26 protein-coding genes are annotated in these 26,069 nt (G+C 71.2%); 14 read left to right on the top strand and 12 right to left on the bottom strand.

Annotated elements, in window-relative coordinates:
* Positions 1-135: 135 nt before the first annotated feature.
* The 3 genes from PBV52_RS11340 to PBV52_RS11330 all read left to right on the top strand — a co-directional run bounded on the left by PBV52_RS11340 (position 136) and on the right by PBV52_RS11330 (position 3,195).
* On the top strand, positions 136-1,878 hold the full coding sequence (locus PBV52_RS11340; RefSeq protein WP_274238192.1) for a lytic transglycosylase domain-containing protein: 1,743 nt from the start codon (positions 136-138) through the stop codon (positions 1,876-1,878).
* Between the two features lie 164 nt (positions 1,879-2,042).
* Positions 2,043-2,177, top strand: coding sequence for an SPW_0924 family protein (locus PBV52_RS11335; RefSeq protein WP_274238191.1), 135 nt, complete (start codon positions 2,043-2,045; stop codon positions 2,175-2,177).
* A 25-nt stretch (positions 2,178-2,202) separates the two neighbouring features.
* Positions 2,203-3,195, top strand: a complete 993-nt coding sequence (locus tag PBV52_RS11330) for a DUF3068 domain-containing protein (protein WP_274238190.1) — start codon at positions 2,203-2,205, stop codon at positions 3,193-3,195.
* On the opposite strand, the gene hrpB is transcribed toward PBV52_RS11330, so the two are convergent.
* Positions 3,185-5,695 carry an ATP-dependent helicase HrpB gene (gene hrpB / locus PBV52_RS11325; protein ID WP_274238189.1) on the bottom strand — a complete coding sequence of 837 codons (2,511 nt, stop codon included), beginning with the start codon at positions 5,693-5,695 and terminating at the stop codon, positions 3,185-3,187. The two genes, PBV52_RS11330 and hrpB, sit on opposite strands and share 11 nt — an antisense overlap.
* A 4-nt stretch (positions 5,696-5,699) precedes the next feature.
* The gene (locus tag PBV52_RS11320) at positions 5,700-6,539 is read right to left on the bottom strand and encodes a class I SAM-dependent methyltransferase (RefSeq protein WP_373922006.1); all 840 of its coding nucleotides are present in this window, start codon (positions 6,537-6,539) and stop codon (positions 5,700-5,702) included.
* 374 nt (positions 6,540-6,913) lie between these two features.
* On the opposite strand from PBV52_RS11320, the gene rpsA reads away from it, so the two are divergent.
* Entirely contained in the window at positions 6,914-8,407 is a 1,494-nt protein-coding gene (gene rpsA / locus PBV52_RS11315; protein WP_274238187.1) for a 30S ribosomal protein S1, read from the top strand.
* Positions 8,408-8,468: 61 nt separating this feature from the next.
* On the opposite strand, the gene PBV52_RS11310 is transcribed toward rpsA, so the two are convergent.
* Positions 8,469-8,594: a hypothetical protein gene (locus PBV52_RS11310; protein ID WP_274238186.1), complete on the bottom strand. Its 126-nt coding sequence runs from the start codon at positions 8,592-8,594 to the stop codon at positions 8,469-8,471.
* Positions 8,595-8,641: 47 nt separating this feature from the next.
* On the opposite strand from PBV52_RS11310, the gene PBV52_RS11305 reads away from it, so the two are divergent.
* The 3 genes from PBV52_RS11305 to PBV52_RS11295 all read left to right on the top strand — a co-directional run bounded on the left by PBV52_RS11305 (position 8,642) and on the right by PBV52_RS11295 (position 10,704).
* Positions 8,642-9,580 (top strand): PAC2 family protein, encoded by a 939-nt coding sequence (locus tag PBV52_RS11305; protein ID WP_274238185.1) that lies wholly within the window; start codon positions 8,642-8,644, stop codon positions 9,578-9,580.
* Positions 9,581-9,637: 57 nt separating this feature from the next.
* Positions 9,638-10,252 carry a dephospho-CoA kinase gene (coaE, locus tag PBV52_RS11300; protein WP_274238184.1) on the top strand — a complete coding sequence of 205 codons (615 nt, stop codon included), beginning with the start codon at positions 9,638-9,640 and terminating at the stop codon, positions 10,250-10,252.
* Between the two features lie 71 nt (positions 10,253-10,323).
* The gene (locus tag PBV52_RS11295; RefSeq protein WP_274238183.1) at positions 10,324-10,704 is read left to right on the top strand and encodes a tetratricopeptide repeat protein; all 381 of its coding nucleotides are present in this window, start codon (positions 10,324-10,326) and stop codon (positions 10,702-10,704) included.
* Positions 10,705-10,738: 34 nt separating this feature from the next.
* On the opposite strand, the gene PBV52_RS11290 is transcribed toward PBV52_RS11295, so the two are convergent.
* Positions 10,739-11,038, bottom strand: coding sequence for a DUF6343 family protein (locus PBV52_RS11290; RefSeq protein WP_274238182.1), 300 nt, complete (start codon positions 11,036-11,038; stop codon positions 10,739-10,741).
* 55 nt (positions 11,039-11,093) lie between these two features.
* On the opposite strand from PBV52_RS11290, the gene PBV52_RS11285 reads away from it, so the two are divergent.
* Positions 11,094-12,005, top strand: a complete 912-nt coding sequence (locus tag PBV52_RS11285) for an acyltransferase domain-containing protein (protein WP_274238181.1) — start codon at positions 11,094-11,096, stop codon at positions 12,003-12,005.
* A 103-nt stretch (positions 12,006-12,108) separates the two neighbouring features.
* A complete protein-coding gene (locus tag PBV52_RS11280; RefSeq protein WP_274238180.1) occupies positions 12,109-12,564 on the top strand; it encodes a DoxX family protein in 456 nt (151 codons plus the stop codon).
* Positions 12,565-12,625: 61 nt separating this feature from the next.
* Here PBV52_RS11280 and PBV52_RS11275 read toward each other — a convergent pair whose 3' ends face one another.
* A complete protein-coding gene (locus tag PBV52_RS11275; RefSeq protein ID WP_274238179.1) occupies positions 12,626-13,156 on the bottom strand; it encodes an RNA-binding S4 domain-containing protein in 531 nt (176 codons plus the stop codon).
* An 80-nt stretch (positions 13,157-13,236) separates the two neighbouring features.
* Here PBV52_RS11275 and PBV52_RS11270 point away from each other — a divergent pair, with 80 nt between their 5' ends.
* Together PBV52_RS11270 and pip are read left to right on the top strand one after the other, a co-directional pair.
* On the top strand, positions 13,237-13,923 hold the full coding sequence (locus tag PBV52_RS11270) for a uracil-DNA glycosylase (RefSeq protein WP_274249356.1): 687 nt from the start codon (positions 13,237-13,239) through the stop codon (positions 13,921-13,923).
* 37 nt (positions 13,924-13,960) lie between these two features.
* The gene (gene pip, locus PBV52_RS11265; RefSeq protein ID WP_274238178.1) at positions 13,961-14,923 is read left to right on the top strand and encodes a prolyl aminopeptidase; all 963 of its coding nucleotides are present in this window, start codon (positions 13,961-13,963) and stop codon (positions 14,921-14,923) included.
* On the opposite strand, the gene PBV52_RS11260 is transcribed toward pip, so the two are convergent.
* Entirely contained in the window at positions 14,920-15,597 is a 678-nt protein-coding gene (locus PBV52_RS11260) for a GntR family transcriptional regulator (protein ID WP_274238177.1), read from the bottom strand. The genes pip and PBV52_RS11260 overlap by 4 nt on opposite strands.
* Positions 15,598-15,748: 151 nt before the next feature.
* Between PBV52_RS11260 and PBV52_RS11255 the strand changes: the two genes are divergently transcribed.
* Together PBV52_RS11255 and PBV52_RS11250 are read left to right on the top strand one after the other, a co-directional pair.
* Positions 15,749-17,245 carry an NCS1 family nucleobase:cation symporter-1 gene (locus tag PBV52_RS11255; protein ID WP_274238176.1) on the top strand — a complete coding sequence of 499 codons (1,497 nt, stop codon included), beginning with the start codon at positions 15,749-15,751 and terminating at the stop codon, positions 17,243-17,245.
* A 5-nt stretch (positions 17,246-17,250) separates the two neighbouring features.
* Entirely contained in the window at positions 17,251-17,970 is a 720-nt protein-coding gene (locus PBV52_RS11250; protein ID WP_274238175.1) for an aspartate/glutamate racemase family protein, read from the top strand.
* Here PBV52_RS11250 and PBV52_RS11245 read toward each other — a convergent pair whose 3' ends face one another.
* From PBV52_RS11245 to PBV52_RS11220, 6 genes are all read right to left on the bottom strand, one after another.
* Entirely contained in the window at positions 17,971-18,429 is a 459-nt protein-coding gene (locus PBV52_RS11245; protein WP_274238174.1) for a GNAT family N-acetyltransferase, read from the bottom strand.
* Positions 18,426-18,842 (bottom strand): RidA family protein, encoded by a 417-nt coding sequence (locus tag PBV52_RS11240; RefSeq protein ID WP_274238173.1) that lies wholly within the window; start codon positions 18,840-18,842, stop codon positions 18,426-18,428. The genes PBV52_RS11245 and PBV52_RS11240 overlap by 4 nt, the downstream gene beginning before the upstream one ends.
* A gap of 143 nt (positions 18,843-18,985) precedes the next feature.
* Entirely contained in the window at positions 18,986-20,668 is a 1,683-nt protein-coding gene (locus tag PBV52_RS11235) for an SUMF1/EgtB/PvdO family nonheme iron enzyme (protein WP_274238172.1), read from the bottom strand.
* A 35-nt stretch (positions 20,669-20,703) separates the two neighbouring features.
* A complete protein-coding gene (locus PBV52_RS11230) occupies positions 20,704-21,582 on the bottom strand; it encodes an aminotransferase class IV (RefSeq protein ID WP_274238171.1) in 879 nt (292 codons plus the stop codon).
* A complete protein-coding gene (locus PBV52_RS11225) occupies positions 21,569-23,167 on the bottom strand; it encodes a hypothetical protein (protein ID WP_274238170.1) in 1,599 nt (532 codons plus the stop codon). Before PBV52_RS11225 ends, PBV52_RS11230 begins: the two co-directional genes overlap by 14 nt.
* A 175-nt stretch (positions 23,168-23,342) precedes the next feature.
* A complete protein-coding gene (locus PBV52_RS11220) occupies positions 23,343-24,062 on the bottom strand; it encodes a hypothetical protein (protein WP_274238169.1) in 720 nt (239 codons plus the stop codon).
* Between the two features lie 38 nt (positions 24,063-24,100).
* Between PBV52_RS11220 and PBV52_RS11215 the strand changes: the two genes are divergently transcribed.
* A complete protein-coding gene (locus PBV52_RS11215) occupies positions 24,101-26,029 on the top strand; it encodes a toll/interleukin-1 receptor domain-containing protein (RefSeq protein WP_274238168.1) in 1,929 nt (642 codons plus the stop codon).
* The last annotated feature ends 40 nt before the right edge of the window (positions 26,030-26,069 follow it).

Genomic DNA, 26,069 nt, shown 5'->3' with positions numbered 1-26,069 from the left:
CGCGAACGGCGCATGAAATCGCGCCGCGAGGGCAACTGTCGCGGCGAGTCGATCGTCACAACAGGGGCGGGCTCGGCATGGCGGGCCCGACGGACAGAGACGGGCGCCCGGGCGTCCACGGGAGGGGTTCGCTCTATGGCGGCGGAATTCGGCAGGCTGCGCAAGGGGGCGGTGAACACCACGGTGGCCGCGGTCGTGGTCGCGGCACTGGCCGCGTCCCAGGCTCCGGGAGTGACGACCGACGACGCCGGCAGAAAGGTCACCACCGGAACCCAGCCCTCGGCGGACGCGCCCGCCGAGGACAGCGCGACCGGCAACTCGCCGTACTACACGGACCTGCCGCCGCTCAACAGCCCCAACCCCTCGCCCACGCCCAGCACCCCCGTCACCCCGGGCGCCTCCGAGGCGGGCATACCCGCGACCGTCCTCGACGCGTACAAGAAGGCCGCGACCGCGCTCCAGGAGTCCAAGCCCGGCTGCAACCTGGAATGGCAACTTCTCGCCGCCATCGGCAAGGTCGAGTCCGGCCAGGCCCGCGGCGGCCGCGTCGACGCGAACGGCACCACGATCAGCCCGATCCTCGGCCCGCAGCTCAACGGCAACGGCTTCGCGAGCATCAGCGACACCGACGACGGTGCCTACGACGGGGACGCCTCGTACGACCGTGCCGTCGGACCCATGCAGTTCATCCCCTCCACCTGGGAGTGGGCCGGCCGCGACGGCAACGCGGACGGCAAGAAGGACCCCAACAACGTCTACGACGCCGCGCTCGCCGCCGGCCACTACCTGTGCCGCTTCGGCTGGGACCTGTCCACCCAGGGCGACCTCAGCAGCGCGATCCTCAGCTACAACAACTCGCAGGACTACCTGAACCTGGTCCTGAGGTGGCTGGAGTACTACCGCAAGGGCACCCACGAGATCCCGGACGGCACCGGCACCCTCCCCTCCGACCGCAGCGACGACAACGCCGGAGCCAGTCCCTCGCCGTCGCCCACACCGCCCAGGACGCCCAGCACCCCCGCCAAGCCCGGCGGCAACGGCGGTTCCACGAGCCCGAAGCCGACCCCGCCGAGCACAACTCCGCCGAGCACGACCCCGCCGAGCACGACGCCCCCCACCCCCACCGACACGGTGGACCACCTGGAGGACGCCGGCACCGCGAAGCTCACCGCGATGGCGGGCGACACCTTCACCGAGAAGATCAGCGCCCGCGCCGAGACCGAGGCCGGCAAGGGCGTCGCCAAGGTCCGGGTCCGTTTCACGATCATCGGCCAGAGCGACGCCACCTTCGCCGGCGGCGAGAAGTACGCGGCCGCTCTCACCAACAGCGCCGGTGAGGCGGTCGCGCCGGCACTGCGGGCGGGCGACGACACGGGCGAGTTCGTCGTCCGCGCCACCCTCGTCGGCCGTTCGATCCCCGGCCTCGACTACACGGCCACCGTCACCGAGCGCGCCGCCGACACCCTGGCCCGCACCAGCGACACAGCGCTGACCTGCACCCCGGGCGGCGAGTTCGCCGACCAGGTCGAGGTGAAGGCGACCTACAAGGGCGCCGTGGCGGACAAGGTCGCGGCCACCGCCACGCTCATCAAGTCGGCGGACGACCCGACCGAGAACGACAAGGGCCCCTACTTCAAGGACGCCGACGGCAAGGCCGTACGCACCCTGACCGGCCTCACGACGGACGCGAACGGCCTGCTCAAACTGCCGAAGCTGTACGCCGACGACACCACGGGCACGTTCCTGCTCCGCATCAACACCGCGGGCGGCGCGACCCTGACCGTCGAACTCAAGGTGGAGGCCCCGGCCGAGGCGACGCCCACCCCGACCCCCTCGGAGTCGGAGTCCGGGTCCGCGTCGGCGAGCCCGACCGCGTAGGCACCGCACGACCCGACGAAGGGCGTCCTTCCGCTACGGCGGACAGGGCGCCCTTCGTCCGTCCGCACAACTCGTTCGCTGTGCAACGTGTTCTCATCTCGCCCGCCCGTTGCTACGGTGCCGGACCTGACGATGTATCAGCTCCGCGGTTCCGGGAGGCCCCTATGCGCGCCCTGATCGCCGCCGCGACCGGTCTCGCCGTCGCGCTCGCCCTGGTCCTCGCCATCACGGCCATGGGCGCACCGACCGGCAAGACGTCGCCGAAGCCGCTGCTGACGACGGTGCCCGCACACCCGTGACCGCCCGCCCGGGAGGGAGGCCGAGATGCGCCGTAAGGCCGGCCTGATCCTGCTCGCCCTCGCCGTGTTCTTCACGGCACTGTCCCCACTGGTGCGCTGGTACGCCTTCCCGCGCCTGGCCAAGATCCCGGCCGGCCAGTACCAGGACATGGTCCTGGAGGCGAAGGACGCGACCCTCCTCGACTACGGCACGATGAAGGCCCGCAAGGTCTCCAAGGTGACCATCGTGCAGACGCTGAAGGGCAACGTCGAAGCCTCGGAGGAGATCGAGAAGACGGCCGGCAAGGACGTGGTCGTCTGGGACGGCCTGTCCTATGTCGTCGGCCCCGACGGCAAGATGGTCTCCAAGATCCCCGAGCGCTACATCTTCGACGCCCACACCCAGGAACCCGTGCACGCCACCGGCGAGATGGTCGACGGCGACCCGGTGAAGCGGGCGGGCATCGAGTTCAAGTGGCCCTTCCTGACGGAGAAACGCGACTACGAGTACTTCGACGCACAGGCGCGGGTGACGGCCCCCATCCACTACAAGGGCACCCAGAACTTCCGCGGCGTGGAGGTCTACTACTTCGAGCAGACCATCCCGTGGACCAAGGTGAGGTTCCCCAGGACCATGCCGGTCGAGGGCATCACACCGGAGTCGGTGGCCAAGACCGGCACCACCCGCTGGTACACCACCGTCCGCAAGTTCTGGGTCGAACCCCTCACCGGGGCACCCGTCTACGGCGAGGAGATCCACAAGGAGGAACTGCGCGGCGGCACCCTGCTCGGCGGACGCGAGAAGGTGACGGCGTTCGCGGGCCACGTGAAGATGCGCGAGGACTACATCGACCACACGGTGGACCTGGTCAAGTCCAACCGCACGCTGGTCCAGCTGATGACGTCGTATCTCCCCTGGGGCTTCCTGACCCTGGGACTCCTGCTCCTGGCGCTCTCCCTCTACCTGGAGGCACGCGGCCGCCGCCCCGGCGACCCGGAACCGACGAAGAACGCCGACCTCGAACAGGTCACCGCCTGAGCCGGGCGTTGGTGTGCCGGGTCGGCTCGGCGCCGGCGGGGTCCTCGGGCCACGGATGCTTGGGATAACGGCCGCGCAGCTCCGCCCGTACGCCCTTGTAGCCGTCCCTCCAGAAGGAGGCGAGGTCGGCGGTGACGGCCGCGGGCCGCCCGGCGGGGGAGAGCAGATGGACCAGGAGCGGCACCCCGGCCACGCAGGGCGACTCGTGCAGCCCGAACATCTCCTGCAACTTCACGGCGAGAACGGGCTGTTCGGGGTTGTCGTAGTCGATCCGAATGCGGGACCCACTGGGTACGGTGATGCGCTCCGGCGCCAGCTCGTCGAGCCGCCCGGCCTCCCCGGAGGCCCACGGCAGCAGCCGTGCCAGCGCCGCCCCGGCATCGATCCGCGCGAGATCGGCCCGCCGCCGGGCCCGGCTCAGCTCGGGCTCCAACCACTCGTCCACGCGCGCGTACAGCGCGTCGTCGGCGACGTCGGGCCAGGGCGCACCGAGGTGCAGATACAGAAACCCGAGCCGCTGCCGCAGTACGCCGGCGTCGGCGGACCAGCGCAACAGGCCGAGCCCTTCCTGCCGCAGACCTTCGAGCAGCGCGTTCCGTACGAGGGCGGGGTCGGCGTCGCGCAACGGCCGCACCGCGAGCTCGATCGCCCCCAGCCGCTCCACGCGCCGTGCTACGACGTCCCCGTCGGCCCAGTGGACCTCCTGGGCCTCGGAGTGCAGCGACGGCGCCGCCGACCGGGCCATGTCCTCGTCCACCGCGGCGGCGAGCTGCACACGCGCGTGCCCCTTGCCGACGGGCCGATCGGCGACGGCGACGGCGATCCAGGGGGCGCCGCGCAGGGCGGATCCCTCGGGGAGTTCGGCGCGAGTGCCGGAGGCCATGAGGTAGGAACCGCCGTCGGCCTTGGCCACGCGCTCGGGAAAGGCGAGTGCGGCGACGAGCCCGGCGAGGCTGTGCTCCCCGGCCCCTGCGGCAGGAGAGTCACCGGTGGGCACGTCCGCGAGCTCTTTGGTCATGGCCCGCAGCCGCCGCACCTCCGCACGCCACCGCCCCGCGTAGGGATCACCCCCGCTGCGGGCCGCGCGCAACGCACCGGCGAGATCGTCCCCGTACCCGCGCGGCGCCTCCTCGCTGAGCAGCGCCACGACCTCCGCGACCCGGTCCGAGGCACCCGCGTCCAGCAGCGCCCGCCCCAGCCGGGGATGCAGACCCAGCCGAGCCAGCCGCACACCCCGCTGCGTGGCCCTGCCGACGGAGTCCACCGCGCCCACTCCCGCGAGAGCGGCCCGTGCCGCCGCCATGGCCCCACCCGGCGGCGGATCCAGCAACGCCAGACCCGTGGCCTCCGGGTCACCCCAGCACGCCGCCTGCAACGCGAACGCGGTCAGGTCGGCCACCTTGATCTCCGGAGAGGGGAACCGCGGCAGACGCGTGTCCTCGGCCTCCGCCCAGCAGCGGTACACCGCCCCCGGCGCCTCCCGCCCGGCCCGCCCCGCCCGCTGCCGCCCCGCCGCCTGCGAGGCCCGTACCGTCGTCAGGGCGCTCAGCCCGCGCGCGTGGTCGACGCGAGGCTCCCGCGCCAGCCCCGAGTCGACGACCACCCGCACACCAGGAACCGTCAGCGACGACTCCGCAACGGATGTCGTCAGCACCACCCGGCGCCGCTCCCCGCCCGCCAGCACCGCGTCCTGCACGGCCGCCGGCGCCCGCCCGTGCACCTGGAGCACCTCGACGTCCCCGAGGCTGCCCAGCTGCCCGGCCACCCGCGCGATCTCGCCCACACCCGGCAGGAAACACAGCACGTCCCCGGCCCGCTCGGCCAGCGCCCGCCGCACCACCGACGCCACGTGCGTCAGCAGCGCCGGGTCGACGCGCATGCCGTGCGGGGGCCGTACGGGACGCGTCGGCGGCGCCCACACCACCTCCACGGGGTGCGCAACGCCCTCGGCCTCGACCACGGGCGCGTCACCCAGCAGCCGCGCCCACCCCGCCGCGTCCGTCGTCGCCGACGCGGCCACCAGCCGCAGCTCCGGCCGCAGGGTCTGACGTACGTCCCACAGGAACGCCGCCACCGTGTCCGCGTCCAGATGCCGCTCGTGGCACTCGTCGAGCACCACCACGTCCACGCCCGCGAGCTCCTGGTCGCGCTGCAGCCGCTGGAGCAGCACACCGGTCGTGACGACCTCCACGCGCGCGTGGCGCCCGACGACCCGCTCCCCGCGCACGGTGTATCCGACGCTCTCGCCGACCTTCTCGCCCAGCAGCCACGCCATCCGCCGCGCGGCGGCCCGGGCCGCGATCCGCCGCGGCTCGGCGACGACGACCCGCCGGGCCGGCTCCTCGCCGAGCAGCCCGGCCAGGACCAGCGGCACCAGGGTGGTCTTGCCGGTGCCGGGCGGCGCGACGAGCACCGCGGTGCCGTGCGCGTCCAGGGCGTCGGTCAGGCCGGGCAGGGCGCTGCGTACGGGCAGCGCGTCCAGGGCGTCGTAACGGATCACGCTCTCAGTCTCGTACGCACACGAAGATCGCCGTCCCCGGGATCAGGTTCCCGCGCAGCGGCGACCAGCCGCCCCACTCCGAGTTGTTCCAGGCCGGCCACTCCGGCTCGACCAGGTCCACCAGCCGGAACCCCGCGGCCACGACGTCCCGCACCCGGTCGCCGACCGTGCGGTGGTGCTCGACGTAGACCGCGCGGCCCTCGTCGTCCTGCTCGACGTACGGCGTGCGGTCGAAGTACGAGGCCGAGACGGACAGGCCCTCCGGGCCGGGCTCGTCCGGGAAGGCCCAGCGGATGGGGTGGGTGACGGAGAAGACGAGGCGTCCGCCCGGCCGCAGCACCCGCCGCACCTCCCGCAGCACCAGCACCGGGTCGGCGACGAACGGCAGCGCGCCGTACGCCGAGCACGCCAGGTCGAAGGAGGCGTCGGCGAAGGGGAGGGCGCCCGCGTCGGCACAGACCAGGGGGAACGCGCCGCCGATGCGCAGGGCGTGCTGGAGCTGGCGGTGGGAGATGTCCAGGGCGACCGGGCGGGCCCCCTGCGCGGTCAGCCAGCGCGAGCACTGGGCGGCGCCGGCGCCGATCTCCAGGACGTCCTTGCCCTTGAGATCCTCCGGCGGGCCGAGCAGCTCGGCCTCCACCTCGTCCAGGCCCTCGGGGCCCCACACGAAGCGGTCGTCGCCGAGGAACGTGCCGTGCTCGATCTGGTACTCGTCGGCGTTGCGGTCCCACCAGCCCCGGTTGGCCCGGGAACTCTCCGCGACACCGGCGTCGCGCCGGGTGGCCTCCGCTTCGACGGAGGCGGCGTCGGACGCGATATCGGGCGATACGGGCTCTTGGATGATCGGCTCCCTCGTCGTACTCTTCCGTCACCTGAATGGCGCGGCCCCCCGGTGGTGTCACGCAAGAGGCGTCCCAAGGCCTGTGTGGCCTCAGGAGACAGGTTTTGTGCCGGGTATGCGGCGATCCGCCCCGGGTGTGCGCCTTCGCGCATTGACCCTGCCCGGCTGCCCCCGTATGCTACAAGTTGCGCTGCGGGCCTGCGCACCTCAGACGTAGCAGGCTGCGCTCGCATCTGTTGTATGTCCCCTCGGTTTTCGAGGCGCATCACCAGCGTTGGTGAGGCGCTTCCTTGGCTGTCCGGCTTCTTCAGAGCGATACGGGCTCCCGGCGTAGCAGTACCTACGACTTCAATGTCCGTACCGGAGCCCTTTCCCACATGACGAGCAGCACCGAGACCACCGCAACCACCCCGCAGGTAGCGGTCAACGACATCGGTAACGAGGAAGCCTTCCTCGCCGCGATCGACGAGACGATCAAGTACTTCAACGACGGCGACATCGTCGACGGCGTCATCGTGAAGGTCGACCGGGACGAGGTCCTGCTCGACATCGGTTACAAGACCGAAGGCGTTATCCCGAGCCGTGAGCTCTCGATCAAGCACGACGTCGACCCCAACGAGGTCGTCGCCGTCGGTGACGAGATCGAAGCCCTTGTTCTTCAGAAGGAGGACAAGGAAGGCCGCCTGATCCTCTCGAAGAAGCGCGCCCAGTACGAGCGTGCCTGGGGCACCATCGAGAAGATCAAGGAAGAGGACGGGATCGTCACCGGTACCGTCATCGAGGTCGTCAAGGGTGGTCTCATCCTCGACATCGGCCTCCGTGGCTTCCTCCCGGCCTCCCTGGTCGAGATGCGCCGCGTTCGCGACCTCCAGCCCTACGTGGGCAAGGAGCTCGAGGCCAAGATCATCGAGCTGGACAAGAACCGCAACAACGTGGTCCTGTCCCGCCGTGCCTGGCTCGAGCAGACCCAGTCCGAGGTCCGCCAGACGTTCCTCACGACCCTGCAGAAGGGCCAGGTCCGTTCCGGCGTCGTCTCCTCGATCGTCAACTTCGGTGCCTTCGTGGACCTGGGTGGCGTCGACGGTCTGGTCCACGTCTCCGAGCTCTCCTGGAAGCACATCGACCACCCCTCCGAGGTTGTCGAGGTCGGCCAGGAAGTCACCGTCGAGGTCCTCGACGTCGACATGGACCGCGAGCGTGTCTCCCTGTCGCTGAAGGCGACGCAGGAAGACCCGTGGCAGCAGTTCGCCCGGACCCACCAGATCGGCCAGGTCGTGCCCGGCAAGGTCACGAAGCTGGTTCCGTTCGGTGCGTTCGTCCGCGTGGACGAGGGCATCGAGGGTCTGGTCCACATCTCCGAGCTGGCCGAGCGCCACGTGGAGATCCCGGAGCAGGTCGTCCAGGTCAACGACGAGATCTTCGTCAAGGTCATCGACATCGACCTCGAGCGCCGCCGCATCAGCCTCTCGCTGAAGCAGGCCAACGAGGCCTTCGGTGCCGACCCGGCCACGGTCGAGTTCGACCCGACCCTGTACGGCATGGCTGCCTCGTACGACGACCAGGGCAACTACATCTACCCCGAGGGCTTCGACCCCGAGACCAACGACTGGCTCGAGGGCTACGAGACCCAGCGCGAGGCGTGGGAGCACCAGTACGCCGAGGCGCAGACCCGCTTCGAGCAGCACCAGCAGCAGGTCATCAAGTCGCGCGAGGCCGACGCCGCTGCCGCGGCCGAGGGCGGCGAGGCTGCGGCTCCGGCCGCGTCCGGTGGCGGCTCGTACTCCTCCGAGGGCCCGGACAACTCCGGCGCGCTGGCCTCGGACGAGGCGCTGGCCGCGCTCCGCGAGAAGCTCGCGGGCGGCCAGAGCTGAACGCTGGCTCGCTGAGGCTTAGCAGCTGACTGAGGGACCGTACCTTTCGGGGTGCGGTCCCTCAGGCGTTTTTGGGTCGTGTTTCGGCTGTGGGCCGGTGGGGCTTGTCGCGCAGTTCCTCGCGCCCCTTGGCGGCGTTGCCCGTGCCGTCCTCAAGATCATGGCCTTCTCCCTCGGGAATGCCCACGCCCGTAAGGGCGTTGTGACGTACGGACACGAGGAGGAGCGGTCACAGTGCTTGATCCGCAGGGTTTGTACGCATGGGAGCCGAAGGGCCTGGCTGTCGTCGACATGGCGCTCGCCCAGGAGTCGGCCGGCCTTGTCATGCTCTACCACTTCGACGGATACATCGATGCGGGTGAGACCGGCGACCAGATCGTCGACGGGCTCCTGGAGTCGCTGCCCCACCAGCTCGTCGCCCGCTTCGACCACGACCGGCTGGTGGACTACCGCGCCCGCCGTCCGCTGCTGACGTTCAAGCGCGACCGCTGGGCCGCGTACGAGGTGCCCGCCATCGAGGTGCGGCTCGTGCAGGACGCCACCGGGGCGCCCTTCCTGCTGCTGTCCGGGCCCGAGCCGGACGTGGAGTGGGAGCGCTTCGCCGCGGCCGTCCAGCAGATCGTCGAGCGGCTCGGGGTACGCCTGTCGGTGAACTTCCACGGCATCCCGATGGGCGTCCCGCACACCCGCCCGGTCGGTGTCACCCCGCACGGCAACCGCACCGACCTCGTCCCGGGCCACCGCAGCCCCTTTGACGAGGCGCAGGTGCCCGGCAGCGCCGAGTCCCTGATCGAATACCGGCTCATGGAGGCCGGCCACGAGGTCCTGGGCGTCGCCGCGCACGTCCCGCATTACATCGCCCGCTCGGCGTACCCGGACGCGGCCCTGACCGTGCTGGAGGCCGTCACGGCGGCGACCGGACTGGTCCTGCCGGGCATCGCGCACTCCCTGCGTACGGAGGCCCACCGCACGCAGAACGAGATCGACCGCCAGATCCGCGAGGGCGACGAGGAGCTCACCAACCTCGTCGAGGGCCTGGAGCACCAGTACGACGCGATCGCCGGGGCCGAGACCCGCGGCAACATGCTCGCCGAGCCCGTGGACATCCCGTCGGCCGACGAGATCGGGCGGGAGTTCGAGCGGTTCCTGGCGGAGCGTGAGGGCGAGAACTGAGGGAGGGGTCCGGTCCTGCCGGGTGCGCTGTCGGTGGCAGGGCCTAAGCTTCCCGTCATGCTGAAGGTGGGCCTGACCGGGGGCATCGGAGCCGGTAAGAGCGAGGTGTCGCGGCTGCTCGTCGAGTGCGGGGCCGTGCTGATCGACGCGGACCGCATCGCGCGCGAGGTCGTCGCGCCCGGCACGCCCGGCCTTGCCGCCGTCGTGGAGGCGTTCGGTGAGGAGGTACTCGCCGAGGACGGCAGCCTGGACCGGCCCAAGCTGGGCTCGATCGTCTTCGCCGACCCCGACAGACTCGCCGTACTGAACTCGATCGTGCACCCCCTCGTCGGCGCCCGCTCCCGCGAGCTCGAAGAGGCCGCCGCCGAGGACGCCGTCGTCGTCCATGACGTCCCGCTCCTCACGGAGAACGGCCTGGCGCCGCTGTACGACGTCGTGGTCGTCGTCGACGCCGGCCCGGAGACCCAGCTCGACCGGCTCGTCAGGCTGCGCGGCATGACCGAGGACGACGCACGCGCGCGTATGGCCGCGCAGTCGACGCGTGAGAAGCGCCGGGAGATCGCGGACATCGTGATCGACAACGACGTACCGCTGGAAGAGCTTCAGCGGCGGGTGAAGGACGTCTGGGACGAGCTCGTGCGCCGGGCCCACGGGGCGCAGGGGGACCGGTAGTCCCTGTCGTCGCAGGAATAGGGGCATGTCGTTCGCGCGTTGAACTCCTCCAGTGAGGGAAGGACTTTGCCGTGCCCGAGACCAGCGGTTCGACCGGACGTACTCCGGAGACGCATGTCATCGACTTCCGTGCCGCCGAGCATCTGCTCGCCGCGCGGGACCCGCGGGGCGCGGTGAAGCTGCTCGACGGGGTCATCGCCGTGCACCCGGAGAACACCGCGGCCCGGCTGCTGCGCGCGCGTGCCTTCTTCGCCGCCGCGCAACTGCGGCCCGCCGAGCTGGAGTTCACCATCGTCCTGGAGCGCGAGCCGGACAACGCGTTCGCGCACTTCGCGCTCGCTCGCACCTACGAGCGCCAGGGGCGGCCCGACCAGGCCAAGCGCCACTTCCGGCTGGCGGCCGCGCTCGATCCGAACCCGGATTACCTCAAGGCAGCACGGTTCGACGCGTGAGCGGCGACCGGGGGCGGCGGATCTGCCGGTGCGACTAGGGGTGGCGGTTGCCGTCCGGCGGGGGCGGCCGGTAGGAGCGGTTCTCGGGCGGGCGATACGGCGGGATGTCGCGGCCCGGCTGATAGTGCGGGCCCTGGCGGATGTGCCTGAGGACCATGGCCATGTCGATCGTGACCACCAGCCACAGCACGCCGCAGGCCGCCGCCCAGCCGGGACGGCCCGCGAGCGAGAACGCGGCGGTACCGAAGATCGCCCAGACCAGGCCCCACACGCACAGCCAGAAGCGGGCCCGCAGTGCACTGCGCGCCGTCGTCGGCTCACTGCCCGTACGCATCGGGACCACCACTCCTCCTTGAAACGTACTCCTCGTACTCCTCGCAGGGGGCCTCGTGCTGCCGGACACCGATGAACTGGCCGAAGTACTGCTCGACCTCGGCGTACCCCACGAGGAAGTCAACGGCCTCGTACGCATGGGCCGGCGGGTGACGGACGACCCCGAGCTGCGGCAGGTCCTCGAGCGGTCCGTCGACGAGCTCGTCCAGGGGATGGGTGAGGTCGGCCGCCCGGTCGACCTGCCCGACCTCGACTGGGCCTCGGGCGCCCTGCAGCGCTGCTTCCCGGTGTACGTCTTCGTCGCCGCGCTGCCGTACACGCGCGCGTACCACCGCGCCCGCGGCATCCCGGCCGACGTCGCCCGGCGCACCCTCGTCGACCTCGGGCGGAACATGGCCGTGCACCGCAGGCGGTACGGCCGGGTGGGCGTGCAGGCTCCCTGGTGGCTCACCCATCACTTCCGCGGCGAGCTGTACCAGCTGGGGCGCCTGCAGTTCGAGCGGGCGCGGCTCGGGCAGCGGACGGGGATGCGGCTCGCGGCGGCCGGGCTCGACGTGGGTCCGCACTCGCGCTGCCTCACCCTGCACATCCCCGACTTCCACGGGCCGCTGTCTCCGGCCGCCGTCGACCGATCCCTGGCGCTGGCCCGGGAGTTCTTCGCCCGCCACTTTCCCGAGGAGCGGTACCGGACGGCGACCTGTCACTCCTGGCTGCTGGACCCGCAGCTCAGGAAGTACCTTCCCGGGGACTCCAACATCGTCCGGTTCCAGGAGCGCTTCAGTGTCGCCCGCGAGGACACCGAGCCGGCCGACACCGAGCCGGTCCAATTCGTCTTCGGCGACCCGGAGTTGCCGGTCGAGAGCCTGCCGCGCCGCACGGCGGTGGAGCGTGCCGTCGGAGACCATCTGCGGGCGGGCGGGCACTGGTACATCGGGCACGGGTGGCTGGCGTTCGACGCACGCGGGTGAGATTCCGTCGGCAATTGCGTTCGTACGGCGATGAGTTCCGCGGCGTCGGCCGGTCTACCTCTGTGACAGCACCACGGACCACCGCTTCACACAGGAGACCCCCATGTCCGAGAGCTCCGTCCCCGTCACGTCCGCCTCCACCGGCACCCTCGTCGCCGAGTCCACGACTGCGCGCGGCCGCCGGGCCCGTATCGCCCTGCGCGGCCTGCAGGTGCTGCTCGCGCTCTTCATGGGCATCGCGAGCGCCCTGCCCAAGCTGATCGCGCACTCCTCCGCGGCAGACACGTTCGACGAACTCGGCTGGGGCAGTGCGGGCATGTACACCATCGGTGCCCTCGAACTCGCCGGAGCCATCGCGCTGTTGATCCCGGTGCTGCAGTCGGTGGCGGCCATGGCGTTCATCGGACTGATGGTGGGCGCGTTCGTCGTCCAGATCGCCGCCTTCGACGCGCAGTACGCCGCGACACCGCTCATCCTGATCGTGCCGTTCGCCCTGATCGCGTGGGCGCGGCGCGACTCCAACGCGGAGCTGCTGCGGCTGCTGCGACGACGGGCGTGACGTTACGGCGGTGGCGTCCGGCGGTGCCTGGAAGGCTCGCGCCGGACGCCACCGCCGTATGTCACTGTCCGCGCGGCCTTTCGGCTCCGCCGCCCATGAGCCCGCGCAGCCGTTCCATCTCGCGCCGGTCCCGTTTGGTCGGCCGGCCCGTGCCGCGGTCGCGGATGCCGGCCGGGGCGACGGCCTCGCGCGGCGGGGGAGGGGGCGAGTTGTCGACGTAGCACTGGACCGCCACCGGGGCGCCGACCCGCTTGCGGATGAGCCGCTTGACGATGACGATCCGCTCCCGGTTCTCCTGCCGCACGCGCACCTCGTCGCCGACGCGCAGCGAGTGGGCGGGCTTCACGTTCTGGCCGTTCACGCGCACGTGCCCGCCCTTGCAGGCGGCGGCGCCCAGGGAGCGGGTCTTGACCAGGCGTACGGCCCAGATCCAGCTGTCGATCCGCACGGGCTCGCCGCTCTGCGGGCCGGCGGCCTCGGCGGCGGCCACGGCGGCGGCGATCTTCGGGTCGACGGCCGGCTCCGCGTTCGTCGCGTCCGGCTGTCCGGCGGCCGTGCTGCCGCCCTTCTCCTCGTCGTCCTCGGAAGCCATGCCTCGACCTTAGTCCCCGTACGGGGCGAGGACGGCTTTACGGTGGAGCTGTGGACGCCCTCGCTGATCTGGACGCGCGGATGGCGGGCTGCCGGGCCTGCCCGCGGCTGGTCGACTGGCGTGAGGAGGTGTCCCGCACCAAGCGCGCCGCCTTCGCCGACCAGACGTACTGGGGCCGCCCGGTGCCCGGCTTCGGCCCGCCGGACGCCCGGCTGCTGATCGTCGGGCTCGCCCCGGCGGCACACGGCGGCAACCGCACCGGCCGGATGTTCACCGGGGACCGCTCGGGGGACGTGCTGTACCAGGCGCTGTACGACGTGGGCCTCGCCTCGCAGCCCACGTCGGTCGCCGTCGACGACGGCCTGGAGCTGTACGGCGTACGCGTCACCGCCCCCGTGCACTGCGCCCCGCCTGCGAACAAACCCACCCCGGGGGAGCGGGAGACCTGCCGGGCCTGGCTCGTGCAGGAGCTGCGGCTGTTGCGGCCGACGGTGCGTGCGGTCGTCGTACTGGGCGCGTTCGGCTGGCAGGCGACCCTGCCCGCGCTGGCGGAGACGGGATGGCGCGTGCCCCGGCCGCGGCCCGCCTTCGCGCACGGGGCGCGGGTCGCGCTCGACGGGCTTGACGGGCTTGACGGTTTCGACGGGCTCGAACTCTTCGGGTGCTTCCACGTCAGTCAGCGCAACACCTTCACCGGCAGGCTGACGCCCGCGATGCTGCGGGAGGTGCTGCGTACGGCGGCGGAGGCGGCGGGGCTCGGAAAATGAGGCGACGCTGCCGCCGTACGGACGTTACGTTGCCCCGATGGGCCTCTACCCGGAGATCGAACCGTACGACCACGGCATGCTCGACGTCGGGGACGGCAACCGCGTCTACTGGGAAACCTGCGGAAACCCCGGAGGCAAGCCCGCGGTCGTGCTGCACGGCGGGCCGGGGTCCGGCAGCGGCCCGTTCTTCCGGCGCTACTTCGCCCCGGACGCGTACCGGATCGTGCTGCTCGACCAGCGCGGCTGCGGGCGGTCCACACCGCACGCGAGCGCGTACGACACCGACATGAGCGTCAACACGACGGCCCATCTCATCGCCGACCTGGAGCTGCTGCGGTCGCACCTGGGCATCGAGCGCTGGCTGGTGTGGGGCGGATCGTGGGGTTCGGTGCTCGGGCTGCGGTACGCGCAGACGCATCCCACAGCGGTGTCCGAGCTGGTTCTGACCCTGGTCGCCACCGGCGCCGACGCGGAGCACGCCCTGATGACCAGGGGACTGGGAAGGATCTTCCCGCAGGCGTACGAGCGGTTCCTGGCCGAACTGCCCGCCGACGACCGGGACGGCAACCTCGCCGCCGCGTACAACCGTCTGATGGAGTCCTCCGACCCCGCTGTGCGGGAGCGGGCCGCGCGTGCCTGGACCGACTGGGAGACGGCGATCATCCCCGCGCCGCCGCGCTCGGTCCAGCGCTTCGAGGACCCCGACTTCCGCATGGGCTTCGCCCGGACGGTCACGCACTACTGGGGCAACGACTGCTTCTTCGGCGAGGGCAACGACGAAGGCGTGATCCTTCGGGACGCGCCTGTGCTGAAGGACATTCCCGGCACCCTTGTCCAGGGCAGTCTCGACTTCGGCAACCTGCTCGGCACGGTCTGGCGTCTCCACCATGCCTGGCCCGGCAGCGAGCTGATCGTCGTCGACGAGGTCGGGCACGACGTCGGCTCGCCGGGCGTCGCGGACGCGCTGGTGGCGGCGACGGACAAGTACGCGCGCTGCTAGGCGAGTTCTCCGGCGTCCTCGCTGTCCTCGAACAACTGCCGTACCGTCGACCGGTAGTTGGTCCGCACATGGGCGAGCGCGTGCGCGCGGGCCCGGTTCGGGTCGCCGGAGGCGATGGCCTCGTACAACTCGCGGTGTTCGACGAGGAGATGGGCCCACTCCTCGTTCCGCCGGGTCATCCAGCGCAGACGGCCGGCGACCGGCTCCAGGGCCTCGATCAGCAGTTTGTTGCCCGCCATGGCCACGATGCGGTCGTGCAGCCGGCTGTTGACGTCCGTGATGGTCTCCGCGTCGCCCGCCTCGGTCGCGGTGGCCGCCTGGTCGAGGAGCCGCTCGACCTCGGCCAGCTCCTGCGGTGTCGCACGGGAGGCGGCCAGTCCCGCCGCGTACACCTCCAAGGCCTCGCGCAGCTCGAAGAGCTCCTTGACGTCGGCCGGGGTCAGCCGGCGTACGACCGTACGGCGCGCCGACTCGAAGTGGACGAAGCCCTCGGCGACCAGGGCCCGGATCGCCTCGCGGACCGGCACCCGTGAGACCCCGAGGCGCTCGGCCAGCTCCCGCTCGACGAGACGGTCGCCGGGCCGGAGGCGGCCCACGATGATGTCCTGCCGCAGGGTCGCCAGGACGCGTTCCCGTACCGCGCCCAGGGGTTCGATCTTCGTCGTGGAGCTCATGAGGCCATCTTCGCCGACTCCGGGTGTGTTTTACGGAGCGTTAACAAGAGCGACATCGGCCGGAATGGTTGACGGGAGGACCATGTCCGCAGTTTGGTATACCAAACACCCTCCACAAGCAGTCCTCCGTCCCCCGGCTCCTGGAGGCCCCGTGTCCCTCGCCGACCGTGCCGAAGTCACCGGCACACCAGCGTTCGTCCCCGATCCCAGGCTCACCAACGAAGACCTCGCGCCCGCCGACAAGCGCAACTGGAAGGTATTCGACCTCTTCGCCCTGTGGATGTCCGACGTCCACAACCTCGGCAACTACACGTTCGCGGCCGGCCTGCTGGTCCTCGGCATGAACGTGTGGCAGGTCTTCACCTCCCTGCTCGTCGGCTTCGTGCTCATCTACATCGGCATGAACTGGATGGGGAAGATCGGCCAGCGCCACGGCGTCCCGTTCCCCGTCGTCAGCCGCATCAGCTTCGGTGTCTGGGGTGCCAACATCCCGGCGCTGATCAGGGCTGTGATCGCCATCATGTGGTACGGCATCCAGACCTATCTCGCGTCCGTCGCCGTGAACGTGATGCTGCTGGCCGCCTGGCCCGGCCTGGAGTCCTGGACGCACAGCTCCTTCCTGGGCCTGCACGCGCTCGGCTGGGTCTCCTTCCTCTCCCTCTGGCTCATCCAGGCGTTGATCATCAGCCAGGGCATGGAGTCGGTGCGGAAGTTCCAGGACTTCTGTGGTCCGGCGATCTGGGTGGTGATGATCGCGCTGGCCGTCTGGATCTTCGCCAAGGCGGGCTGGACGATCTCGCTGACGAGCACCCCGCACCCGGTCTCCGTCGGCGAGCAGTGGCGGCAGTGGTTCGGCGCGATCGGCCTGATCCTCGCCACGTACGGCACGCTGATGCTCAACTTCTGCGACTTCTCGCGCTTCGCGCCCGACTACCGGACGGTCCGGAAGGGTAACTTCTGGGGCCTGCCCATCAACTCGACGGCGTTCGTGGTCGTTTCGGTGATCGTCACGGCCGGCTCGCTGGAGGTGTTCGGCGAGGCCATCACGGATCCGGCGGAGCTCGTGGCCAAGGTCGGCAACACCTGGATCCTGGTCCTGGCCGCCCTGACGTTCGCCATCGCCACGATGGGCGTCAACATCGTCGCCAACTTCGTCTCACCGGCGTACGACCTGGCCAACGTCTGGCCGCAGAAGATCACCTTCAAGGTCGGCGGCATGATCAGCACCGTGGCGGCGCTCGTCGTGACCCCCTGGAACCTCTTCTCGAACCCGACGGTCGTGAACTACTTCCTGGGCGGCCTGGGCGCCTTCCTGGGCCCGCTGTTCGGCGTGATCATGGTCGACTACTACCTGGTCAAGCGCGGCCGCGTGGACGTGAACGAGCTGTTCTCCGCCGAGCCGGGCTCGCGCTACTACTACCGCAAGGGCGTCAACCCCAAGGCGCTGTGGGCGTTCCTGCCGGCGGCGGGGGTCGCGGCGGTGCTGGCGCTGGTGAAGACGTTCAGCGATGTGGCGCCGTACTCGTGGTTCATCGGGACGGCGTTGGGAGCCGGGCTGTACCTGGTGCTGTGCCGCGGTGAGCGCGCGGAGTCCGCCGCCGAGTCCGCCATCGAGTCCGGTGGCGAGTCCGTGACGCAGGAGGTCTGAAGGACGTGCGGATCGTCGTCACCAACTGCAACACCACGCAGGAGATGACCGAGGAGATCGTACGAGGTGCCCGGGCCGCGGCAGGCCCGGGCACCACCGTGCTCGGCCTGACCCCCGCGTGGGGGCCGGAGTCGGCGGAGGGGTGGCTCGACAGCTACCTCTCGGCGGCGGCGGTCATGGACGCGCTGCGGACGTACGAGGGCCCCGCGTACGACGCGGTCGTCATGGCCGGCTTCGGGGAGCACGGGCGTGAGGGCGTCCGGGAGCTGGTGGACGTACCGGTCGTCGACATCACCGAGGCGGCGGCCCACCTGGCGTGCCTGCTGGGCCGGCGATACGGGGTCGTGACCACGCTGGAGCGCTCGTGCGGGCAGATCGAGGACAGCCTCGAGACGGCCGGGGTGGGCCGTAACTGTGTCGCCGTGATCGGTACGGGGCTCGGCGTGCTGGAGCTGGAGGACGGCGAACGCACCGAGTCCGCCTTTCTGGCCGCTGCCGAACGGGCGCGGGACGCGGGTGCCGAGGTCCTGGTGCTGGGGTGCGCCGGGATGACCGGGTTGCAGCGGACCGTGGGGGAGAAGCTGGGGGTTCCGGTGGTCGACGGGGTGGGGGCGGCCGTCAAACTCGCCGAGTCGCTGGTGGCGTTGGGGCTGACGACGAGCCGGGCCGGGAGCTACGCGAAGCCGTTGCCGAAGCGGCGGGACTGGGGGCGGACGCGGGAGTGATCACCGTGGGCCGGGGCGCCAGACGTACCGCACGTCCGGCTCCTGCTCCTCGTTCCCGCTGCCGTTCGTGTACTCGACGGCGACGAAGCCGTGCCGCTCGTAGAAGCGGTGGGCGGGCTCGTTGACCTGGAACGTCCACAGGGACAGCCCGTCCGGCCTGCGTCGCTTGGCGAGGTCGACGAAGCGGTCGCCGATGCCGAGGCCGCGCCAGTCGGGGTCGAGATAGAGCTGGGAGAGCTGGTCGCCGTCGAGCACCATGAGACCGACGACCCGGTCGGCGGCCTCGGCGACCCAGGTCTCCCGCAGCAGCACCACGACTTCCCGGAAGTACGTCCGCACGTCGTCGTCGGAGCGCGGCCGGACGACCGTCGGCAGGGCGGCGGCGAAGGACCGCAGCCAGACGTCGGCGGCGGCACCGGCGTCGGTCGCGGTGGCGCGGCGGAGGGCCACCGAGCTCATGACTGTGTCCCCTGCTCCGGAACGACGGCCGTGGCCGTGATCTCCACCAACTGCCCCGGGTAACCGAGGCAGGCCACCCCGAGCAGCGTCGACGAGTGAGGACCGGCGCTCAGTCCCGACGCCTCCACGACCTCCCACACGGCGGACAGCACCGCCGTCTCACTGCTCACGACGTACACGTCGCTCGACAGCACATGCCCCAAGTCACTGCCGACCGCGCGCAGTTGCTCCTCAAGGTTGGCGATCACCTGCTCGGCCTGCCGTACGGGGTCCCCTGCACCGACCAGGTTCCCGTCGGCGTCGAGAGGCACGGACCCGGCGAGGAAGGCGAGCTTCGTGCCGGCCTCGACGACGGAGGCGTGGGAGTAGGTGGGGGGTGGGAAGAGGGTGCGGACGGTGACGCGCTGGATCATGCGGGCTCCTGGGACTCCGGGGCGCCTGAGTCGGCCGACTTGGACAGGCAACGGGACAGCCTGCCGATCATCCAGCTCCTCGGGACGTGACCGCATCCGGATTTTCGCGCGCCGACGGAGCGGAGGGCTGCGCGTGTCCGTGCTCACCGCGGCGGCGCCACGCTCCGTCGTATCACCGTGATCAGGTCACGCACCTCGGCGCTCGCCCCCGTGCGCTGACCCGCGGTGGGCGGTGGCGGCGTGCCGCGGTCCGCCGAGGAGTCGTGAGCGGGGTCGGCGGGGGAGAGCAGACGCCGCAAGGCGGCGAGTGCCTCGTGACGGTCGGCGTCGCCGGTGCGGAGCAGCTCCAGTTGTGCGGTCGCCTCGCGCCACTGTGCCTCGGTGAGCGCGGTGCGCCCGAGTTGGTCCAGGAGGGGGAGCAGGCTGTCACTGTCCTCGGCGAGGGCTCCCGCGCGCACCGCACCGTCCGGTTCGGCAGCCACCAGCGCGTCGTACGACACCACGCACCGGAACCCGGTGTCGTCGTCCGACATGGTCTCCGAGGCATCGTTCACCTCGTAGGCCGCCGCTGACGCGAAGGGACTCGTGAAGGCCGAGCCGCGCAGCACATGGCGCCCTGGGCCGGCACCGGTCGCGCACCACTCCCACACGTTCCCGGCGAGGTCGTAGATGCCGTACGGGCTGACACCGCTGCGGTAGCGGCCCACCGGCGTGGTCGTGTCGATACCCGATTCGCGGACGTTGCACTTGGCGACGGTCGGCTGGTTGCCCCACGGGTAGACGCTCCCCGAGGAGCCACGTGCGGCCTTCTCCCATTCCTCGCTCTCCGGGAGCCGCTTGCCCGCCCACGAGGCGTACGCGCCGGCATCGGTGTGCGTGACGTGGACGACGGGATGGTCGGCGAGCGCGGCCGGCGGTTCCGGGCCTTCCCAGTGCCGGGGTACCGGATGGCCGGTGGCGGCGGTGAAACGGGCGTATTCGGCGTTCGTGACCGGGGTGACGTCCATGTAGTAGGCGTCCGCGGTACGCAGCTCGTTGTCCGGCCCGGAGAGGAAGGAGCCGCCGTCCACGAGCGACATCGGCTTGCCGTCCACCGGGTGTTTCACCTGGCGGAACCGCACCCGGGGGTTGAGGGACAGATACAGATCGCCCCGGATGTCGGCACCCCACATCACCGGTTCCTGAGGGGCGCGCTGGACCACGAAGTTGTACACGTGCTGGAAGATGTCGTGGACGGACACGAATCCGTCGGCGTCGTGGTCGGCGTCGCCGCTGCGCAGACCGTCCAGCAGACCGGCCGTGAACACGCCGTGCCCGAGGCTCGACGTCTCCCGGCTGGTCTCCTCGTGGCCCGACGAGCCGATCACCATCCGGCCCTGTCCGCTGAGATGCTGCAGCGACTGGGTGACCAGAGCGCGGGTGCGGGGCCCGCCGGGTGCTCCCGCGAAACAGCAGTCGAGCAGCATGATCTGGCCACGGCATGCCGAGGCGTCCAGCATCGCGTCGAGCAGTCCGAGACTCACACACGACGAGAGCGGACGCTGCGGTGCCGCGTCGCGCGGGGCCAGGAAGAGGTGCTCGCCGTAGCGCAGGGCGTGTCCGGCGAAGTACAGGAGAAAGGTGTCCTGGGGAGCCAGCGTACGGATCGTGGTCTCCAGGTGCTCCTCCAGTTCCCGTTTGGTCGGGTCGAGGAGCAGCGCGCTCGCGGTCGGCTCGAATTGGCCGTATCTGGGGTTGGTGAGCAGCGCGTGCAACTCGCGGGCGTCGTCGTCGGCGAACTCCAGCGGTGGCAGCCCGCCCTCGTAGGAGCCGACTCCGACGAGCACGGCTATCCGCCTCCCTTGCGAGGCTGCCTGGCCTGTCACAGCGCCTCGAAGGGGACGGCGGACCAACAGGCTCGCAGGGTCTGCGTCAGCTCGTCCGAGGGGAGAAGAGCCGTCCCGTCGATCGCGGCGACCGGCCGGACACCGATGACCGCGTTGGTCGCGAAAGCGGCGTCGTACGTGCCGAGTTCGTCGGCGGGAACGGGCGCGGTGCGCACCGTGAAGCCGTGGTCCGCCAGCGTCTTGCGAAGGAGGCGTACGGCGGTGCCCGGCAGCACCTCGGCCTCGGGCAGCACGATGTCCGTTCCCCGCACGAACGCGATGTTCCAGGTGGCGCCCTCGCTGATGTGGCCGCTGGGGTCCCGGAACAGCACGTCGTCGAAGCCGCGTGCCTGAGCGGCCCTGCGCTGCTGCAACTGCCCCAGCAGACCGACGCTCTTGACGCCGGGCTCGTCCCGTTCGTACGCCGCGATCGTCACCCGCAGCGGCGGTAGCGGCTTGCTCGGGGCCGGACGGAACGTGACGAGGATGTCGGGCGCCGTCGTGCTCGTCGGGTGCCCCATGTCCAGACCGCGCTGGAACAGCGTGACACGTACGACGACGGGGGAGGGCGTGGGGTACTCCGGAAGCGCCTCCTTCACCAGGGTGCGTACGGTGTCCGTGTCCACCTCCGTGCCGAAAAGCGCGGTCGAGTCGTGCCGCAGCCGGTCCAGGTGGAGGGAGAGCCCGCGTACGCCGTCGGCCGTCACCAACATGGACGTGAAACAGCCGTAGTTGTAGAGGGCGAGCGGTGCGAGATCGGCCGCGGTCGCGGGCTTTCCGTTGACGTACACGGGGCTCCTTGTCGTTGTGAGGTCGTTCACGCGGTCGAGCCGGCCGACGGGGCCGGAACGGTCCGGGCCGTCATGAGCCGGCATCCGGCGGTCTGCGGCGCCGGGCGGTGCCGCTCCTGCCTGCCCAGATCATGCCGCCGGTCGCGAAGCACAGGAAGTACGCGACGCCCAGCAGCCAGTTGCCGGTGGTCCACCACCCCAATGCGCACGCGCCCACCGCGCCGGCCGCGACCAGAGCGGTGCGCAGTACCACGGGATGGGCATCGGCGGCAGGCCCCAGGAGGTCGAGACCCCGGCAGATCCACCCGGCGGGCCACCACAGCAGTGGCGCGGCCGCCAACGCCGCCGTCACCGCCGTGCTCTGCGCGGTCTGCCCCAGGAGCAGTCGGAGGGCGCCGGAGGCCACACAGACCAGCGCGCAGAAGACGGCCGCCCTGTGTCTGCGGTCGTAGCCGACACCCCGGTCCAGGAACAGAAACACCGTGGCGAAACCAGCCGTGCCGAGTGTCGCGAGCAGGAGCGCGAGGTCTACGAGCCGCAGGGTCACCTGCTGGGAGTCCGACTGCACGGTCTGTAGCAGTGTGAGCATCAACGCGAGGACGGTGAAGGCGGCGGCCTGGGCCGCCGAGAGCACCTGGCGTCGCTGTTCGGCGCTGTAGTTCTGCTGGTCGAGCACCACTTGGTAGCTGTCGACCGCCGCCGCGAGCCGAGCGTCGGCGAGCTCGAACTCGCTGACCTGGAAGCCGATTTCACGCTCCACCACAAACGCGAGACGAACGCTCCAGGTGGTGCTGGGCGCAGGATGACCGAGGTGGGCGAGCCGGACGCCGAGGTTGTCGCGCAACTGCTGGCAGTCGTGCAGATTCAGCCGCAGCTGGGACAGTTCGGTGAGCAGTCGTGTACGCCGTTCGACGATGCTGAGCAGCCGCTGGCTGCTCTCCCGGTGGCCGGCGAGGCTGTGACCCTGCCCCCTGGCCGCCAACCTCGCCTGGAAGGTGCCGACTTCGGACTCCAAGCCGCGCAGGTCGTCCGAGAGCTCGGCGCCCGTGCGAGCCACGATCGCGCGCGTGCGGCCGACCGAGGCGAGGTCCAGGACGAACAGGGCGCCGTGCCCGAGCGTCTCCCGCGCTGTGTCATACCAGAGCAGGTCGTCGACGGCGGCCATCGCGTCGGCCGAGTGGTCATGGGTGAAGTGGACGGCGTACCGGTCCCGTGCGACGGCGAGAACGGCCGCCTCGCCCGCGCCGGCGATGTGGAGGCGGTCGAGCGGCAGTTCGTCGTCACGCGTGCCGTCGGCGGCCGTCATCTTGCCCACCGCGGTGACGGTGATGTCGCGCAGTGACTCGGGAACCAGGGCGTCCAGCCGCGCCTCGAACTCACCCAACGGGCCGGTGTCCTCACGGCGGATGCACAGGACGAGCGACTGCGCGTACCACAGGGCCATGACCATGCCGCCGCTGCCGCCCTCGTCCTCGGCGGCGAGTGCGGTGCCGCCTCCGGTGGGATCGGCGGCGACCTCGGGTAACGAGGGGTATCCCGCCAGTTCTTCGGCGGCGGCCTCGCTCTTCAGGGCTTCCCACAGCGCGGCGATCGTGGGATGTCCGCTCAGGAGGCGGGCGGGATCAGGGGCGGCTATCTGCGCGTACCAGAAGGCAGTTGTCTGTCCCATGCCAAAGTCACCCCCCAGACCCTTTTACGATGATCGCGAGTTTACGGGAGCGAGTGACCGATGAGCGTGTGGCTTGTACGACCGGGCCGGGGAGAAGGAGGGCGACGAGATCACCGACCGGGTCGAGGGCGTCCCAGGTTGGCCCTGGGCACCGGACTCGCCCTCTGTATCGCCTTCATCGCCTGGGTGGCCTGGGGGTTCCTCCAGTTCGACCACGACGTCGACCATCCGCGCGAAGGCGGCTTCTCCGGCTGGCAGTGCGACGCCGACAGATGCGGTCAACCTTCAGTGTCCCCCTGAGCTGCGGGGGGGGGTGCCCCATTCCGGGGGACCGTGGCGCTCGCGGCGCCGGAAGGTCGATCAGGTCGCTGACGTTCGCCACCTCCTGCAAGGTCCGCGCCAGGGACACCAGCGTCTCCCGTACGGCGGCGATCTCGCGGCGCAGGGTCTCCGCGTGCTCCCACTCGCGTTCGTGGACCACGGGATCGCGTCCCGTCGGTCGCTGGGACTCGTACGCGGTCAGGCGGGGATGCCACTGGGCGAGGAGCGGACGCAGCACGCGGTTGAGGACGGTGACGGCGAGGACGCCGAAGCTGACGTGGCCCGGGGCGAGGGGCGGGGCGACGTCGGGGCCGTAGCGGCGGAGGATCTCGCGCGTGGTGTTGAAGAAGGTGTAGAGGGACGACAGCGCCTCGCGCAGGAAGCCCTCGTCGGGGTCGAGCTCCTCGACCGACACGCGTGTGACCAGCTCCAGGTACAGCTCCCAGGCCGCGCTGCGCTCCGCGTCGGCCGGCTCCCAGGTGCCGGATATCTCGCCGACGAACGGAATCGTCAGCTTGGCCGTGATCTGCGACGGACCGCTCGGTCGACGTCGCCTGCGCTGCCTGTGTCCCATGATCGCCCTCCCCGGTACCCACAGTAGGGTAAGTCGCCGTGTGGGACGTCTTCCTCAGCTACAGCCGCGGTGACGTGGAGCGGGTCCGACCGCTCGCGCGGGCGCTGCGCGACGGCGGGCTCGAGGTGTTCACGGACGAGACCGGGGTCGAGTCCTTCGCCGGCATCAGCGCCACCATCCGGCGCGAACTGGGCCGTTCCAAGGCGCTGCTGGCTTTCTACTCCACCGGCTACCCCGAGCGCGAGGCCTGCCAGTGGGAGCTGACCACCGCCTGTCTGGCGGGACTTGGGGAGGGCGACCCGCGGCGCCGGGTCATGGTGGTCAACCCGGAGCGGACGGCGGACCACATCCAGCCCGTGGAACTGCGCGACGCCAGACACGCAGCGCCCGACGACCTCCCCGCCCTCGTGGCCGACGTACGCGCGCACGTGGCCCGCCTCGACGGCCCCATGACGATCGCCGAACCCGGCGTACGACGCTGGCTGCTGGGGACCCCGCAGCCGCGCCCCGACTTCCTGGGCCGCCTCTTGGAGCTCTGGCAGGTGCACTCCGCCCTGCACGCCCACGCGGCCCCGCTCGTCACCGGCCGCGCCGCCGCGCACGCCGTGCAGATCCGCGGCATGGCGGGCATCGGCAAGACCCTGCTGGCCCAGGAGTACGCCCTGCGCTTCGAGGCGGCGTACCCCGGCGGCGTGTGCTGGGTGGACGGGGAGGCGTACGAGGATTCCGTGCGCGCCCTCGGCGCAGGCGCAGGTGGCCTCTTCGCTCACTTCGACGCCATCGGCGAACCGTTCCTGTGGATCGTCGACGCCGCCCCCGCCGACCGGCTCCCCGCCCGCGACATCGCGGCGATGGCGGCACCGCACCCCCTCGGCCACACCCTCTTCACCCTCCGCAGCCGCGCCTACGACACCCTCGGCACCCCGGTCGACCTGAGGCCGCTCGACGCTCCCCACGCGCGCGTGCTGGCCGGCGGCGACGAGGCGCTCGCCGACGCGGTCGACGGCCACCCCCTCGCGCTGGGCCTGCTGGGCCGTGCCGTCCGCGCCGGCCACCACCCCGGCGCGCTCTACGACCGGCTGCACGCCCGGGGCCGGTCCCTCCTCGACACCCTCGCCGGCGAGGACGTCACGGGCGCCGTCGTACGGGATGTGGACACCAAGGACGCCGCCGACGTCCTGCGCTGCGCCGCCGCCCTCCATCCGCTGCCCCTCACCACCGACGACGCGGCCCACGTCCTCGCCGCGGCCGACCGCGTCCCGCAGATCGTCGCCCACCGCCGCGCGGCGGGCGGCATCCGTGAACTGCGCGCCCGCAGCCTGCTGACCCCCGCAGCCGACGAACGCTGGTCCCTGCACCCCGTGACCCAGCACGCCTGGCACCACCACGACCCGGCCCCCGCCCGCACGGAGGCCCTCCGCCATGCCGCCCTGCGCACCCTGTGCGGCCGCCGCGACTCGCGTGACCCGGTTACGCTGGCCTTCCCCGGTACCCGGAGGGAGGCACCCATGGCAGCGCCCAGCGAGTCGGAACGGATGGCCGCCTACGACATCCAGGTCGAGCTGGTCACCCGGATCGGGGTGCAGGAGCTGGCGCCGGGGACAGGGAGCCTGCGGGAGGCGCTCACCTCCCTGAAGTCGCTGATCGACTTCACGCGCGCGACGCTGCACACGTACAGCGTGAGCCTGGAGCGCGGCTCGGCAACCGGCGCGCCGACGGTCCAGAGCCTCGCGTACGTCCTGATCAACGAGACGATTCGCCCCTTCACCAGCACCTGGCACCCACGCCTGGCTGCTTATGAGGCCCGCTGCCCGGCGGAGACGGCCCCGCTCGACCATGAGGCGGCGTGGCCGGAGGCGGACGCGATGCGGGCCGAACTGACCGCGCTGCGCGAGCCGTTGGTGCGGATCGCGGAGGGGCTGGGCGGCATCTCCGGGGCGGACTTCGGGGTGGCGGCGACGGGCTGAGTCCTTGGGGCGGGCCTCGGGCGTAATTGCCTGGAGGCGC

It is taken from the genome of Streptomyces sp. T12 (assembly GCF_028736035.1).
Taxonomy (GTDB): domain Bacteria; phylum Actinomycetota; class Actinomycetes; order Streptomycetales; family Streptomycetaceae; genus Streptomyces.
This window is presented reverse-complemented; position numbering and strand designations above follow the sequence as displayed.

What these genes read in the sequence shown, in the direction of transcription:
- rpsA (WP_274238187.1), top strand. Translation starts at nt 6,914, where the DNA reads ATGACGAGCAGCACCGAGACCACCGCAACCACCCCGCAGGTAGCGGTC.
- pip (WP_274238178.1), top strand. Translation starts at nt 13,961, where the DNA reads ATGGGCCTCTACCCGGAGATCGAACCGTACGACCACGGCATGCTCGAC.
- PBV52_RS11280 (WP_274238180.1), top strand. Translation starts at nt 12,109, where the DNA reads ATGTCCGAGAGCTCCGTCCCCGTCACGTCCGCCTCCACCGGCACCCTC.
- PBV52_RS11240 (WP_274238173.1), bottom strand. Translation starts at nt 18,842, where the DNA reads ATGATCCAGCGCGTCACCGTCCGCACCCTCTTCCCACCCCCCACCTAC.
- PBV52_RS11225 (WP_274238170.1), bottom strand. Translation starts at nt 23,167, where the DNA reads ATGGGACAGACAACTGCCTTCTGGTACGCGCAGATAGCCGCCCCTGAT.
- PBV52_RS11335 (WP_274238191.1), top strand. Translation starts at nt 2,043, where the DNA reads ATGCGCGCCCTGATCGCCGCCGCGACCGGTCTCGCCGTCGCGCTCGCC.
- PBV52_RS11290 (WP_274238182.1), bottom strand. Translation starts at nt 11,038, where the DNA reads ATGCGTACGGGCAGTGAGCCGACGACGGCGCGCAGTGCACTGCGGGCC.
- PBV52_RS11220 (WP_274238169.1), bottom strand. Translation starts at nt 24,062, where the DNA reads ATGGGACACAGGCAGCGCAGGCGACGTCGACCGAGCGGTCCGTCGCAG.
- PBV52_RS11260 (WP_274238177.1), bottom strand. Translation starts at nt 15,597, where the DNA reads ATGAGCTCCACGACGAAGATCGAACCCCTGGGCGCGGTACGGGAACGC.
- coaE (WP_274238184.1), top strand. Translation starts at nt 9,638, where the DNA reads ATGCTGAAGGTGGGCCTGACCGGGGGCATCGGAGCCGGTAAGAGCGAG.
- PBV52_RS11275 (WP_274238179.1), bottom strand. Translation starts at nt 13,156, where the DNA reads ATGGCTTCCGAGGACGACGAGGAGAAGGGCGGCAGCACGGCCGCCGGA.
- PBV52_RS11270 (WP_274249356.1), top strand. Translation starts at nt 13,237, where the DNA reads ATGGCGGGCTGCCGGGCCTGCCCGCGGCTGGTCGACTGGCGTGAGGAG.
- PBV52_RS11330 (WP_274238190.1), top strand. Translation starts at nt 2,203, where the DNA reads ATGCGCCGTAAGGCCGGCCTGATCCTGCTCGCCCTCGCCGTGTTCTTC.
- PBV52_RS11245 (WP_274238174.1), bottom strand. Translation starts at nt 18,429, where the DNA reads ATGAGCTCGGTGGCCCTCCGCCGCGCCACCGCGACCGACGCCGGTGCC.
- PBV52_RS11340 (WP_274238192.1), top strand. Translation starts at nt 136, where the DNA reads ATGGCGGCGGAATTCGGCAGGCTGCGCAAGGGGGCGGTGAACACCACG.
- PBV52_RS11230 (WP_274238171.1), bottom strand. Translation starts at nt 21,582, where the DNA reads ATGCCGGCTCATGACGGCCCGGACCGTTCCGGCCCCGTCGGCCGGCTC.